The organism is Streptomyces similanensis (assembly GCF_039543625.1).
Taxonomy (GTDB): domain Bacteria; phylum Actinomycetota; class Actinomycetes; order Streptomycetales; family Streptomycetaceae; genus Streptomyces; species Streptomyces similanensis.
Window position 1 is genome coordinate 164,356 of sequence record NZ_BAABKC010000037.1, and the last position, 14,377, is coordinate 178,732.

General features: G+C 71.9%; 11 protein-coding genes. All 11 read right to left on the minus strand.

Annotation, left to right across the window (positions count from 1 at the left end):
- Positions 1 to 223 precede the first annotated feature (223 nt).
- Positions 224 to 1,906, minus strand: coding sequence for an ABC transporter family substrate-binding protein (locus ABEB07_RS12140; protein WP_345668334.1), 1,683 nt, complete (start codon positions 1,904 to 1,906; stop codon positions 224 to 226).
- A 165-nt stretch (positions 1,907 to 2,071) separates the two neighbouring features.
- Positions 2,072 to 4,156 carry an ABC transporter ATP-binding protein gene (locus ABEB07_RS12145; RefSeq protein WP_345668335.1) on the minus strand — a complete coding sequence of 695 codons (2,085 nt, stop codon included), beginning with the start codon at positions 4,154 to 4,156 and terminating at the stop codon, positions 2,072 to 2,074.
- Entirely contained in the window at positions 4,153 to 5,112 is a 960-nt protein-coding gene (locus ABEB07_RS12150) for an ABC transporter permease (protein ID WP_345668336.1), read from the minus strand. Before ABEB07_RS12150 ends, ABEB07_RS12145 begins: the two co-directional genes overlap by 4 nt.
- 1 nt (position 5,113) lies before the next feature.
- Complete coding sequence (locus ABEB07_RS12155; RefSeq protein ID WP_345668337.1) at positions 5,114 to 6,097, minus strand: ABC transporter permease; 984 nt, start codon at positions 6,095 to 6,097, stop codon at positions 5,114 to 5,116.
- A 248-nt stretch (positions 6,098 to 6,345) separates the two neighbouring features.
- Complete coding sequence (locus ABEB07_RS12160; protein WP_176147503.1) at positions 6,346 to 7,104, minus strand: SDR family NAD(P)-dependent oxidoreductase; 759 nt, start codon at positions 7,102 to 7,104, stop codon at positions 6,346 to 6,348.
- Between the two features lie 81 nt (positions 7,105 to 7,185).
- Positions 7,186 to 8,163, minus strand: coding sequence for an L-threonylcarbamoyladenylate synthase (locus ABEB07_RS12165; RefSeq protein WP_345668338.1), 978 nt, complete (start codon positions 8,161 to 8,163; stop codon positions 7,186 to 7,188).
- Between the two features lie 55 nt (positions 8,164 to 8,218).
- Complete coding sequence (locus ABEB07_RS12170) at positions 8,219 to 9,427, minus strand: helix-turn-helix domain-containing protein (protein ID WP_176147505.1); 1,209 nt, start codon at positions 9,425 to 9,427, stop codon at positions 8,219 to 8,221.
- 218 nt (positions 9,428 to 9,645) lie between these two features.
- Positions 9,646 to 10,596 carry a hypothetical protein gene (locus ABEB07_RS12175; protein ID WP_345668339.1) on the minus strand — a complete coding sequence of 317 codons (951 nt, stop codon included), beginning with the start codon at positions 10,594 to 10,596 and terminating at the stop codon, positions 9,646 to 9,648.
- A gap of 37 nt (positions 10,597 to 10,633) precedes the next feature.
- Positions 10,634 to 12,217 carry a DUF6801 domain-containing protein gene (locus tag ABEB07_RS12180; protein ID WP_345668340.1) on the minus strand — a complete coding sequence of 528 codons (1,584 nt, stop codon included), beginning with the start codon at positions 12,215 to 12,217 and terminating at the stop codon, positions 10,634 to 10,636.
- A 62-nt stretch (positions 12,218 to 12,279) separates the two neighbouring features.
- On the minus strand, positions 12,280 to 12,912 hold the full coding sequence (locus ABEB07_RS12185; RefSeq protein WP_345668341.1) for a hypothetical protein: 633 nt from the start codon (positions 12,910 to 12,912) through the stop codon (positions 12,280 to 12,282).
- A gap of 128 nt (positions 12,913 to 13,040) precedes the next feature.
- Positions 13,041 to 13,673, minus strand: coding sequence for a hypothetical protein (locus tag ABEB07_RS12190; RefSeq protein ID WP_176147508.1), 633 nt, complete (start codon positions 13,671 to 13,673; stop codon positions 13,041 to 13,043).
- Positions 13,674 to 14,377: the final 704 nt, after the last annotated feature.

The window sequence follows — 14,377 nt, forward strand, 5'->3', positions numbered from 1 at the left end:
GGACACACGCAACCAACGGCACATGAGGAGCCCATGAGAAACTCGGGTTGATTCCAGGAGTCTTCAAGATGGCGGGAAAGTGAACACGGGTCGGCTCCGGGCGGCGGCGCCCCCGGAGCCGTATCACCGGCCCGCGCGGGAGCGGTCCCTCGCGGCCGGCCGCGTGAAGGCGGTGCGCCGGGCGCCGTGAGCGCTCACCGGCCCCCGCCCCCGCGCGGAGCCGTCACTTCTCCCAGCCGACCGTCTCCGGGAGCGGGTTGTAGAAGATGGTCGCGCCGACGTTGGCGAGGCCCTTCTTGACGCCGTAGGTGGAGGGGCCGCTGAACATGGGCAGGAAGGCGTACTCCTGGAGCGCCTTGCGTTCCACCGCGTTGGCCTCGCGGGTCTGCTGGGTCAGGTCGCCGGTCCGGGAGACGGCGCGGATCTCCTTGTCCAGCGCGGGCGTTCCGGCGCCGGTGAGGTTGGAGTCGCGGTCGGAGCAGTAGAAGTCGCACAGGTTGCGCGCGCCGAACGGGTCCATCGAGCGGTTGCCCGACAGGAACAGGTCGAACTTGCGGTCGCTGAGGATGCGGGAGAACTCCGCCTCGTCCGCCTTCCTGACGTCCAGGCGGACGCCCACCGACTTGAGCATGGCCGCGAGCGCCCCGGCGGTGGCCTTGCCCAGCGGATCGTCGCCGATGAGCGGGTAACCGAGGGCGAGCTTCTGGCCGTTCTTGACCCGGATGCCGTCGCCGCCCGGCTTCCAGCCCGCCGCGTCGAGCGCCTTCCTCGCCTCGTCCGGCGCGTACTTCAGCACGGCGGCGACGTTGTCCTGGTAGCCCTTCTGGAAGCTGTAGAGGATGGCCGAACCGGGCAGCGGCTCCGTGTAGTCGAGGCCCTGGAACTGGATCTTGGCGATCTGCGCCCGGTCGACGCTCTCCTCGATGGCCTTGCGCACGGCCTTGTCGGCGAGGACGGGTGACTTGGCGTTGAAGTACAGCGAGTACTCGAAGGGGCTGCCGCCGCTTCGGATTTCCGTGCCCTTCAGTCCCTTGATCTGCTTCAGGCTCTCCGCGCTGGTGGCGGAGACGTAGTCGATCTGCCCGTTCTTGAAGGCGTTGACGGCCGCGGTCGACTCCAGGTTGACGTAGACCCGCTTGTCGAGCTTGCCTCTCTTGCCCCACCACTTCGGGTTGCGGACGAAGGTGATGTCGCCCGAGTGGGCGTCCCACGTGCCGACGGTGTACGGCCCGGCGCCCCACTCCGGGTGGGCCTTCTTGACGTAGGCGTCGTTGAAGTTGGCGACCGTGGCGGCCTTGGGGTGCAGGAAGGTGGAGAACAGGGCCGACCAGGAGGCGTTGACGCCCTTGAAGGTGAGCACGGCCTGTTTGGCGTTCACACCCTTGGTGACCGAGGTGATCTGCGAGTAGCCGTTCGTGGTGGAGGCGGCGTAGGCCTTGTCGGAGCCGTTGTTCGCCTGCCAGGTCGCCTTGATCGCGGTCCAGTCGATGGGAGTGCCGTCGTTGAACACCGCCTTGGGGTTGAGGGTGAGCACGACCTTCTGGTTGCCGCCCTGGACGGAGACCTTCACATCGCTGAGGTAGTCGGGGTTGTACCGCACCTCGCCGGTGGGCGAGTAGGTGATGGCGTCGGCGTTGTACCAGGCCCAGACCCGGGCGGCGGTGAGCGTGGAGTTCACGTTGAACGGATTGCCCTGGTCGTCGAAGGTGCCGACCGTGGTGTACGTGCCGCCGTCCCTGACCCGGTCGTAGGGCGTGGGGTTGTAGTCGGCGGCGGACGGCGCGGCCGAGGGCGCGTCCTTGCCGTCCGGGTGCGCCGAGCCGGTCCCGGACGAGGACTGGCAGGCGGTGACGGTGAGGGAGACGGCGGCGAACAGGGCGACGGGCAGGGCCGGTCGTGCGCGCATGGCGGGGTTTCCTTTCGAGTGGGCGAACCGGTGGATGCGGGCGCGGGCACACGGCACCGCGCCGCCGGGTGCGGGCGTGCGTGTGGGTGTGGACGGCGGCGGCCCCTGGTCGCGCGGTCGGGACGCGCCGGAGGTGTGCCGGGTGTGCCGCGGGTGCGGGTGTGTTCAGACGCCGTGACAGGCGTAGCGGTGGCCCGAGTCGCCGGCCACGGGGGTCTGCGCGGGTGGCTCGGTGCGGCAGCGGCGGCGCAGTTCCTCGCCGGCCTCGCGGTACAGCGGGCAGCGGTCCACGAAGACACAACCCCGCGGCGGACGGGCGGCGTTGGGCGGCTCGCCCGTCAGCACCACGCGCTCACGGGTGCGTTCGCGCCCGGGGTCGGGGATCGGGACCGCCGACAGCAGCGCACGGGTGTACGGGTGTCTGGGGTCGGCGAAGATCGCCTCGGTGTCCCCGGTCTCCACGATGTGCCCCAGGTACATCACCGCGATGCGGTCGGAGACGTAGCGGACCACGGCCAGATCGTGCGCGACGACGAGATAGGCGAGGCCCAGTTCGCGTTTGAGCCGGGTCAGCAGGTTGATCACCCCGGCCTGCACCGAGACGTCCAGGGCGGACAGCGGCTCGTCCAGCGCGAGCAGCCTCGGCTCGGTCGCCAACGCGCGGGCGATGCCGACGCGTTGGCGCTGGCCACCGGAGAGCGCGGCCGGGAAGCGGTCGCCGATCGTGTCGTCGAGGCCGACCAGGGCGAGGAGTTCGCGCACCCGGGCGCGGATCGACGCGCGGTCGCGGCCGATCGCCCGCAGCGGCTCGGCCAGCGAGTGGGAGACGGGCATCCGGGGATCGAGGGCGCCCAGCGGGTCCTGCATGACGATCTGCACGTCCCGCCGCAACCGCCGTACGGCCGCCGGGGAGTCGAGTGCGGCGACGTCGGTGCCGCAGATCTCGACGCGGCCGCCCTCGGGCCGCGCCAGGCGCAGTATCTCCATCAGCGTCGTCGTCTTGCCGCTGCCGGACTCGCCCACCAGAGCGAGCGTCTCGCCGGCGCGCAGTGCGAAGCCGACCCCTCCGACGGCTCGCAGGGTGCCGATCCGGCGCTTGAGGACGGCGCCCTTGGTGACGGGGAACGTCTTGACGAGATCCTCGACCCGGAGCACCACCTCGCCGGTCGCGGTCCGGTCCGCGGGCGCCGGCGGGCCGGCGGGCGGGGTGTCGCCCTTGGGGTCGAGCGAGCCGTCGGCGATCTCGGCGGCGCGCAGACACGCCACGTGGCCGTGTCCGGTGACCTCGTGCGACTCCGGTTCGGCCGTGCGGCAGGCGTCGAGGGCGACGGCGCAGCGGGGCGCGAAGGGACAGCCGGCGGGGAGGTCCACCAGGGCGGGCGGTTCGCCGCCGATCGGGACCAGTGGACGGCGGACGCCGCCGTCCACGGTCGGCACGGCGGCCAGCAGCCGCGCGGTGTACGGCATCGTCGGGCGGCGGAAGAGTTCCATGACGCCCGCGTGTTCCACGAACCGGCCCGCGTACATGACGGCGACGTCGTCCGCGTGGCCCGCGACGACTCCGAGGTCGTGGGTGATGAGGACGAGGCCGGCGCCGGTCTCCCGCTGCGCGAGCCTGAGCACGTCGAGGATCTGGGCCTGCACGGTGACGTCGAGCGCGGTGGTGGGTTCGTCGGCCACGAGGACGGCGGGCCGATTCGCGATGGCCAGCGCGATGACGACGCGCTGGCGCATGCCGCCGGAGAACTCGTGCGGGAAGGCGGTGGCCCGGCCGCGCGGGTCGGGGATGCCGACCAGGTCGAGCAGTTGCACGGCCTGTTCCCAGGCGGCCCGCCTGGTCAGGTCCTGGTGGACGCGCAGAGCGTCGGCGAGCAGCCTGCCCACCGAGTAGATCGGCGTGAGGGCGGACAGCGGGTCCTGGAAGACCATGCCGATGGACTTGCCGCGTATCTTCGACAGCGCCCGGTCGTCGAGGCCGACGAGGTCCTGTCCGTCGAGCAGCACCTGGCCGCGCACCTCGGCGGAGGGCGGCAGCAGGCCCATGACGCCCAGGGCGGTGGCGGACTTGCCCGAGCCGGACTCGCCGACGACGCACAGGGTCCGGCCGGGCAGCAGGTCGAAGCCGACGCCGCGTACCGCCCGCACGGGGCCCGCTTCGGAGGGGAAGGTGATGTGCAGGTCCCGTACGGACAGCACGGGCCGGCCGTCCTTTCCGGGCGCCGGGTCGAGCAGCGGCGTCGCGAGGGTCATCGTCGGCCTCCTGCCGAGCCGGTCGCCGAGGTGGGGTCGAGGGCGTCGCGCAGGCCGTCGCCGATGAGGGTCATCGAGACGGTGAGCAGGACGAGCAGTCCGGCCGGGAACGCGAACAGCCAGGGGGCGCTGGTGAGGGTGGTCGCGCCGTCGGCGAGCATGGTGCCGAGGGAGACGTCCGGGGTCTGGACGCCGAACCCGAGGAAGGACAGGGCGGTTTCGCTGAGCACGGTGGCCACGACTCCGAGCGTCAGGTTGACGATCAGCAGCGATCCGAGGTTGGGGATGAGGTGGCGCAGGATGACGCGCAGCGGGCCGACCCCCATGAACTCGGCCGCCTTCACGTAGTCCCGCTCGCGCAGGGAGGTCGAGACCGCCCAGATCACCCGCGCGGTGGACATCCAGCCGAACACGGTCAGCACGACGATCAGCACCCGCCAGTCGCCGGCCAGCCGGTGGGAGACCAGGGCGAGGATGAGGAAGGAGGGGACGACCAGCAGGAAGTGGATGACGGCGAGCGTCGCCCGCTCGACCCGGCCGCCGAAGTAGGCGGCGCCGGAGCCGATGACCGCGGCGAGGACGACCGTCAGCACAGACACGCTGACCGCGATCGTCAAGGAGCGCTGGAGGCCGTGCACGGCGCAGGCGTAGACGTCGTTGCCGCCCTGGTTGGTGCCGAACCAGTGCACGCCGCTCGGCGGCGCGGTGAGCGCGGTGAAGTCGGCGTCGGTGTACGCGTAGCGGGTGAGGTGGCCGCCGAGGGCGGCGAACAGCACCAGCAGCGCGAGGATCACCACTCCGGCGACGGCGAGGCGGTTGCGCGCGAAGCGCCGCGCGTACAGCCGGCCGAGGCCGAGATGGGCGTGCTCGCGGGCGGGGCGCGCAGCGCGCGGCGGCTCCGCGTCCGGGCGGACGGGCGCGCCGGACGGAGCGCCGGCTCTCGCGTCGGTGCTCATGTCAGCTCACCCGCACTCTCGGGTCGAGGAAGACCGTGGCGATGTCCGCGAGGATCGCGCCGACGGCGGTCAGGGTCGCGGCGAAGGCGGCCGTGGCGACCGTGCCGTGCACGTCGTTCTTGCTGATCGTCTGGACGAAGTAGCGGCCCATGCCGTTCCAGGCGAAGACCGACTCGGTGATGACCGCGCCGGTGAAGACGGCCGGGATGCTGAACGCCACGGAGGCCGCGGTCGGGATCAGCGCGGTCCGCAGGGCGTGCCGGCGGATGGCCTGGGCGCGGGTGAGCCCGGTGGCCCGGGCGGTGCGCACGAAGTCGGCGCCCAGGGTGTCGAGCAGCAGCGAGCGCTGGGTGAGGTGGTAGCCGACGTACCCCATCAGGGTGAGGCTCGCGGTCGGCAGGATCAGGTGCAGCAGGCGGTCGGCGATCGTGGGCAGCAGGCCCTCGACGCCGGGCGAGTTCTCCCCGGCGACGTAGAGGAAGCGCAGCCCGGCGTGCTGGTTGAGCCAGATGGCGACGAAGACCACGAGCAGGGCGGCGACGGAGGCGGGGACGTTGAAGACCAGGATGGACACGGCCTGCGAGAACCGGTCGGCCCAGCCGTACTGCCGGGCGGCGGTGTAGACGCCGAGCGCGACGCCGATCACCACGGACAGGACGGTCGCGAGGGTGACCAGCTCGGCGCTGACCAGGGCACGGTAGCCGATCTCGCCGTTGACGGAGACGCCGGTCGGGGACCTGCCCCAGTCGAAGTGCAGGGTCACCGAGGTGAGCCAGTCCCACCAGCGGTGCACGAGCGGTTCCCGGGGATCGAGGTGGTACGGCGCGAGGGCGCGGTCGATCTGGTCCTCGCTGCGCACGGGCCGCAGGTCCCGGTAGTTCGACCGTGGGTCCAGGAACCAACTGGCGAGGAAGTAGGTGGCGTTGGTGGCGACGACGATCATCAGGAGCCAGCCGGCCGCCTTGCGGATCACATGGCGCACCATGCGCGGAACCTCCTCTGCGCACCTGTGGGCCGCGCCGGGGGAGCGCTGGGAGGAGGGGCTTGATACATGGGTGGGGGAGGCTTTCTGCGGAAGCGATACGAAGACCCGTGGGGGGGCGATGTCAGCCTGGTCCGCGCTTCGCCGTCACGCCAGCCTTCGCCCGGCGCCGCCACGAGGTCGTCATGCCGCCGTAGCAAAGAAACCGGTGTACGGGGCGAATCGGATGATCTCGCGGCGGTGGCCCCGGACTACGGGAAGAGCCGGCCCGCGCTCGGGTGGTCCTGGGCGGCGTCCACGCAGACGTTGGCGCCGTTGATCCCGCCGGCGCGGGCCGAGAGCAGGAAGCACGCCACGTCCGCCACCTCGCGCGGCTCCACCAGCCGCCCCCGGGGGAAGTCGTCGCGGGCGAACTCCTCGTACCGCTCGGGCCGGTTGTCCCGGAACCAGGCCCAGCCCCCGCCCTCGAACAGCACCGAACCCGGACTGAGCGCGTTCACCCGGATGTTGCGCGGCCCCAGCTCCTGGCCGAGGGCGGCGGCGAGGTGGATCTCCGCCGCCTTCGCCGAGGCGTACGACGACTTCGGGCCCGGCTTCCATCCCGTGATCGACGCCACGACGAGCGCGCTGCCGCCGCCGCGCCGCTCGAAGTGCGGCACCGCGCTGCGGATGGCGTGGGCGGCGTGCAGGACGTTCACCTCGTAGGTGCGCAGCCAGTCCTCGGGCGTCGAGTCCAGCAGGCCGCCGCCGGACGCGCCGCCGGCGTTGGCCACCAGCAGGTCGAGACCGCCCATCCGCTCGGCCGCCTCGTCGACGGCCCGGGCGAGCGCGTCCGGGTCCGTGACGTCCGCCCGGACGCCGGGCAGTCCGCACTCCTGGAGCCGCCGCGGGTCCCGTCCGCAGACGGTGACCGCCGCGCCCTCCTCGTGCAGCGCGCGGCCGATGGCCAGCCCGATGCCGCCGCTTCCGCCGGTGATGAAGGCCGTCTTCCCCGCGAGTCCCAGATCCATGGCGGCAGCGTCCCAGCACCCGCCGGCATGATCAACCCATCGCGCCCGGCCCGTGCCCGGCCCGTCCGGGCCGGGCGGCGGTCACACGGTGGTGCGGGGCCCCGCGGCGCGGCGCAGCCGGTTGGCGATCGCCAGTCCCAGCCCCTCCTCCGCCGGCAGCGACGCGACGATGAGGTCGCACCCCTGCTGGTCGAGGTCGCGCAGGAACCCGTACAGCCCGCGCGCATAGGCGGCCGTGGAACCGGGCACCCGCGCCACGGCGTGCGCCCGCACCGGGGTGTCGGCGAGGGCGGGCGGCAGGAAGACGCCCACCCGGTGCCCCAGCTCCCGCGCGAGCTCCGCCTCGGCGACGACCTTCTCCGGCTCGACGAGGACGACCCGCGCACGCGGCGCGTAGTGCGACGGGTGCTGGCCCGGCACCCGGACGGAACTGGTCGCGGGGACGGCGAGCGGGTGTCCCAGCACCGCTTCGAGCTCCTCGCGCGTCACCCCGCCGGGCCGCAGGATGCTCGGCGCGTCGCCGGTGACGTCCACGATGGTCGACTCGACGCCGACCTCGCAGGAGCCGCCGTCCAGCACGAAGTCGACGGCGTCCCCCAGCTCCGCGCGGACGTGCTGCGCGGTGGTGGGGCTGACCGAGCCGAAGCGGTTGGCGGAGGGGGCCGTGACACCGCCGCCGAAGGCCGCGAGCAGCGCGAGCGCCACGGGGTGGTCGGGGACCCGCACGGCCACCGTCTCCAGACCGCCGGTGGCTTCCAGGGGCACCCGGCGGCCGCGCCGCAGGACCAGGGTGAGCGGCCCCGGCCAGAAGTGCTCGGCCAGCAGGCGCGCCGTCTTTGGCACCTCCTCGACCCAGTCGTCCAGGAGCCCCGCGCCGCCCAGGTGGACGATCAGCGGGTGGTTGGGCGGACGCCCCTTGACCTGGAAGATGCGCGAGACGGCGACGGGGTTCTCGGCGTCGGCGCCCAGACCGTAGACGGTTTCGGTCGGGAGGGCCACGAGCCCTCCGGCGCGCAGCACACCGGCTGCCTTCTCGATGTCACTGGTTCTTGCCGTCACCCTCACATCCTAGGCGTCCGTCCGCACCCCACCGCACCGCGCGGCGGCCGCCCGGTCAGTCGCCGGCGCCGCCGCGCAGGTCCAGCGCGCGCAGGACCGCCTCCAGGGCGAAGCGGTGGTCGGGGTCGGTGAGCCGGTCGCCGAGCCGGGCGTCCAGGTTGCGCAGGCGGTAGCGCACCGTCTGGGCGTGCACGCCCAGGATCTCGCCGACCTGCTCCGCGGTGGCCCGGGTGGACACGTGCACGCGCAGCGTCTCCAGGAGCCGGTCGCGCCGGCTGGCGGGCAGCTCGCGCAGCGGGGCCAGCTCCCTGGCCGCCACCTGGGACATGAGGGGCGGGTCGGACAGCAGCCAGAGGGTGACCAGGTGGTCCTCGCAGGAGATCAGGGGGGCGTCGGCCAGGACGCCCTCGTCGACCAGTTGCAGCGCGCGCCGGGCCCAGCGGACGGAGTCGGCCGCCTGGTCGTGCGGCACGGTCAGGCCCACGGCGGCCTGCGTGCCGGCCAGCGCCTTCTCCAGCGTCGCCAGCCGCTGCGGGGTCATGGCTCCGGGGAACAGCAGGTGCGGCTGGGGGATGTCCAGGTCCGCCAGGACGTCCGCCGGGAGTCCCGCCTCCAGCTGGTCGGGGACGGGGGAGCGCAGGGCGACGAGGGTGACCTCGGCCGGCAGCTGCCAGGCGGCGGCCTCGCACAGCTCCATGACGGTCGACTGGGACAGCGGCGGCGCGGCGAGGATCAGGTGCAGCAGCTTCCTGCGCAGCGCGGAGACCTCGGAGGCGGCCCGGGACTGCACCTCGACATATCCCTCGCGGGAGATCGCCTCCAGTTCCTCGACGTAGGCGAACAGGGCGTCGGCGAAGGCCAGGACGACGGTGGCGGAGAGGTGGTAGTGCCGGCCGACGGCCTTGGCGCGGCGCAGGGCGACCCGCGCGCCGAGCCGGTACGCGCCCTGGAGGGTGCCCATGTCGCGGCCCTCGTAGGCCTCCACGCGCCCGAACTTGCGCAGCAGCTCGTCGCGCACCGTCGAGTCCTTGCCCGGTTCGGCCACCCGGTCCACGAAGGCGGACAGGGCCTGCTCGACGCCCTGGCGGATGGCGTCGGCGTTGGGGCCGTTGAGCAGGCGGGCGTAGACGGGATAGGCGCGGATGACCTCCAGGCGTATCTCCTTCATGAGCCCGGGTAATTCCGGTCTGATGAGGGCCGCGAACTCCCTGGGCAGGGGGTCGAGCGGTTCTCCGAGTTCCGGTGGCCTCATGGTTGACGGCATGAGTCTGTCGTTCCTCGCTCTCGACGCGCCTGGTGGGGGAGAGCGACCGGTGTCACCCGTCCCGGGGGCGGGTGACACCGGCCTGCCTACAGGTGCATGTCAGTGTGAAAGGTGAAGTTAAATCAACTCCTCCGGGATGTGCACCAGTCGTGCGCACATTGGTGTCGTGCGGGGGCCGTCGGCGGCCGGGTCGGCTGATACTCGCCGGTGGGCGGCCATTACCTGACGGCGGAGTGCCAGCCCTGGGAGAGCACCTTGCCGGCGTCGGGCGCGACCGTGCCGGGGGCCAGCAGACCCGCCAGCGAGGTGTGGGTGTCGTTGAGCGTGAGGTTGTTCTTCCCCGCGGCCGACGGCAGCCCGGTCTTGAGGTTGACCGCCGCGTCGATCAGGCCGAGCAGTCCCAGCCCGCAGCCGCTGGCGCCGGGCACGGCGAAGGTGCTGTCGCTCTGGACCGACCCGGTGAGGTTGATCCGGCTCATCTCGCCGTCGTCGGCGAGGGTGCCGTCGGCCTTGAAGAACGTCATGCCGAAGTCGGGCAGGTTGAGGTTCTTCGGGCGCAGCACGATCGGGTTCGACTTGGTGCCGATGTAGCAGTTGGAGCCCAGGAACGGGTTCTGGAGGTGGATGCGGACCGGGATGGCGACGATCGTCTGGTCCGTGAGGATGCCCGCGGTCTGGTCGAATTCGCTGGGTGTGCCGACCGACTCCACGGTGGCCGTGATCTTGTTGAGGCTGCTGTCGGTGATCTGCCGGCAGATGGCCGAGACGGCCGGGATGTTGCTCGGACACATCAGGCCCAGCAGACCGCCGGGCACGGTCGCCGAGTCGGCGATCAGGGAGCCGCCGGCCGGGGCGGCGACGGTGCTGGTGCCGTCCGCGTTCTCCACGACGCCGATCTGGAGGTCGGTGCGGCCGGTGGTCACGGTGGTGTTGCCCAGCTTGATGGAGCCGCTCGCCGAGGTCGACACCACGCACTGCGGGGTCCGGTCCAGGCCGTCCGCGGCCACCAGCGCCGGGGCGTCCACGGGACAGCGGGTGAAGGGCGCCCACTCGCCGTTGAGCTGGGTCGTCGCGGCGGTGGCCGCTCCTATGGCGGCGAAAGAGGCGAGGGCGGTGCCGAGCGCGGTGACGGTGGTGACGAGTCCGGCACGGCGGGAGATTCCGGTCATGAGATGCCTTCCGTGAGGGTACGGGGAGTGGCGGGATTCAGCGCTGGGCGACGGGGATCTTTATCGGCTGCTTGTCATCGGTGCACTCGGTTCCGTAGTGGGGCTCGAACTGGCCGCATGCCTGCCCCTGGATCTGCTTGACGTAGTTGTCCGGCCCGGACACCGAGGCCGTCAGCAGCCGGTCGACGTTCTCGCCGTCCGCCGTCCTGCAGCCGGTGAACTCGGGGATCGTGACGCTGCCGGTCAACTCGCCGCCGGAGGACAGCTGGTAACCGGTGGCCGGCATGCCGCCGACGTACTCGCCGTGGCCCTTCACCAGCAGATGGTCCCCGGGGTGCTGCGCCGGGTCCGGGTCGGGCGAGCGGAGCGACGTCCTGGTGCGGCAGGAGGCTCCCACGTCCAGGGGCGTGCCGTTGACGCTCAGCGAGGTGACATGGAGCACCACCGGGACGCGGATGTAGGTGTCCAGTGAGCCGCCGAAGGTCGACATGTCCAGGGCGCCGACGGAGTCGACGGTCAGGGGACCCGTCTGCTCCAGCACCATGGTGGCCGTCGCCGGGACGAAGTCGAAGGTCAGGAAGGTGGCCGTGAACGGCGCGGTGCTGGCCTCCTGCCGATAGTAGAACTGGCCCTCGGAGTGCTGGGTGAGGAGGTATTGACTGCCGTCCGGCGACAGCGACCCGAGCAGGTCCCCCTGCTCGATGAACGTGCACGACGGCGGGAGCAGCGTCGCGGCCTTCTGCTTGCGCACGTTCGTGTAGCCGGTGACGTACGTGTCCAGCGACCTCGTCGTCGCCGGGTGGTGCTCGTCGTACTTGCACGGTGCCACGCCGGCGCGGTCCGTGGTGGTACCGGGCGTGTCCCCGGCGATCCTCGGGGCCCGCCGGCTCTGCGAGGCGCCGGGCTGTCCGGACGGCTGTCCGGAGGGCGAGGACGACCCGGAGGGCGTGGCGGAGCCGGAGGGCGAGGACGGCCCGGAGGGCGAGGACGACGGCGAGCCGCCCGACGTGAACCCGACCGGCACGGTGGCCAGCAGGCCGTGTCCGGACGCGTCCTTGTCGAGGGTGCAGGCGACCGTGAGCGGAGCGGGCCCGGCGCCCGCGCCGTCGGTCGTGGTCACGGCCAGATCGACGGCCAGGTTCCCGGCCGAGATCGTCAGGTCGCCGGCGCTCTGCCCGGTCACCGAGGGGACGTCGCCCGTCGCGGACAGGGTGAGCGGCCCCGAGCCGGGGACGGCGACCGGGGCGGCCGTCCCGTGCCAGGTCGCCTCGGCCGTGGCGTCGTTCTGGGCGACGCCGACGGAGAGGCGGGTCGCGGCTGTGATCCCGGCCCCCTCGGGCGCCTTGAGGTCCGTCACCGCCTCGGCGGGGAGTTCCACGGTGGTGGTGACGTCCGAGGGCCGGATCGCCTCACCTGGCACCACCCGGTCCGGGAAGGCCGCCGAGACCCGTACCGTCGCCTGCCGCTGCCCGGACGGAAGCGTGCACACGTAGGGCAGCGTGGTGTCGACCTGCTGGGTGCCCGCGGCGGCGACCGCGGCCGGGACCATGGCGGCGAGCACGACGAACGCGGCGGTCGTCGCGGTCCTGGCCCGGGCGTGCGCGGCGCGCCGGGCGGCCACGCGGGGGAACGCCGGCCGCTGCTTCGTCCGGGCGGGTGCGGAGGGAACACCGCGGGGCCGCTTCACGGTTGGGAGCCAGTGATCTTCGGGATGGTGCTCGTGCCCTTCACCTTGACGAGGTAGTCGCCCTTGAAGGTGGGTCTGGTGGAGGTCGTGACGAGCGTGCCGCAGTTGGTGGCCGAGGCGACGGTCAGTTCGCCCGGGACGCTGTTGACGGCCAGGACGCCGGTGGAGTTGTCGTACGAACTCGACGCCTTGCCCGCCACGGTGAAGAAGCAGGCGCCCAGGACCGCCTTGGCGCTGATGTCGCCGACGTGGCCGGTGGTGACACCGGTCGAGGGGTCGTAGTCCCGCGCGACGATCGACCACGGGGTGGTGGCGGTGATCGTGATGTTGCCCAGGATGGTGCTGCAGGGCGAGGTGATGGTGCCGATGGTGACGGCGCCGACGCTCCCGACCTTGGCCGGGTTGCCGTTGCCGCCGGTCAGGGTGCCGGACGCGCTGGATGCCGTGCAGGTGACCGGAATGTTGAAGGTCATCGTGATGTTCCCGCTGTTGACCGCCGTGAAGCCGGCCGCCGAGGGACTGACGGTCCAGACCGTGGACGGGTTCGCGGAGGCGGGGACGACGGCGATGCCGAACGCTGCCGTGCCCGCGCCCACCGCGACGGCGACCCTGCCGAGGGGCCTCTTCATGACTGGGTGACTCTCCTTCTTCCGGGCGGCGCCGCCGGGGACGCCGCGGTGCCGGTACGCCCCGGACCGGCGGCAACCGCCCGGCCGGGGGTGACCCGGCCAGGCGGTTGCGAGCGGACTCGTCGGGACTACGGGTTGGAGCCGACGATCGTCGGGATGGTGCTCGTGCCCTTCACCTTGACGAGGTAGTTGCCCTTGAAGGTGGGCTTGGTGGAGGTCGTGACGACCGTGCCGCAGTTGGTGGCCGAGGTGACGACCAGTTCACCGGAGACGCTGTTGACGGCCAGGGTGCCGGTGGAGTTGGTGTACGTGCCCGACGCCTTGCCGCTGACGTTGAAGACACAGGCGCCGGCGCTGACCTTGGCGCTGATGTTGCTGACGTAGCCCGTGGTGACGCCGGTCGAGGGGTTGTAGTCCTTCGCGACGATGGTCCACGGGGTGGTGGCCACGGTCGTGACGTTGCCCAGGAGGCTGGTGCACGGCGAGCTGGCGGTGCCGAAGTTGATGGCGCTGATGCTGGCGACCGTCGCCGGGTTGCCGGTGGCGCTGGCCATGGTGCCCGAGGCGCTCGACGTCGTACACGTCATCGGGATGTTGGCGGTCAGCAGGATGTTGCCGCTGTTGGTCGCCGTGAAGCTGGACGGCGACGGGTTGACGGTCCACACCGTGGAGGCGTTCGCGGAGGCGGGGGCGACGGCGATGCCGAACGCGGCCGCACCCGCGCCCGCCACCACCGCGAGCGTTCTGAGGGTCTTCTTCATGGCTCTGGGACTCTCCTTGTGGATTGACCGGCAGAGATCGGCCGCGACGGAACCGACGGAGGGCGGAGCAGCGGCCCGCGGTCCGGATCTGTCGACCGCGAGCACCGACGTTACTTGCGGGAAACTTGACCGAACAATGCCGCCGACCATGATTCTTTGAAAAGGACAACCATCTGTTGCTCAGGTGAGCAGCCCGCGCCGCCGCTTCATCACCCGCTGCCAAGAAAGACGGCCGCCGGTTGTGCACCCGTCGCGCCCGTGAAACAGCGCGCGCAGCTCCCGGAAACAGTCGTCAGGGGCGGCCCGTACGCATCCGATGACAATTCCGGGCGGGGAAATTATCACTGCGTTGACAGCTCGCCGAAGAGCGGATCACATATCGCGGTAAATATGCGATCGCCTATTGCCCGTCCAGGTTACTCGGCCGTAACGTGCCGGATGCAGCACTGACCTCCGCATCGGCGGCCCCCCGTCGGCCGGAGGTGTGGCGGTCGTGCGGCCCGTGTCCTCCTTCAGGGCCGTGCGCCCGCCGGCAGGGCCTCGCGTATCCCACCCCCCGGAGACGCGCGGCCCTGCTCTGTCGTCCGGAGACAAGGTCGTGGACCGCACCTTGTCTGCGCGGTGACAAAGTCCGGGAGGGCATCGGGAAACCGGTGCCGTCCCTGTTGCCACAGAACCGCGCACCGGCTTAGCGTGCGCACCCG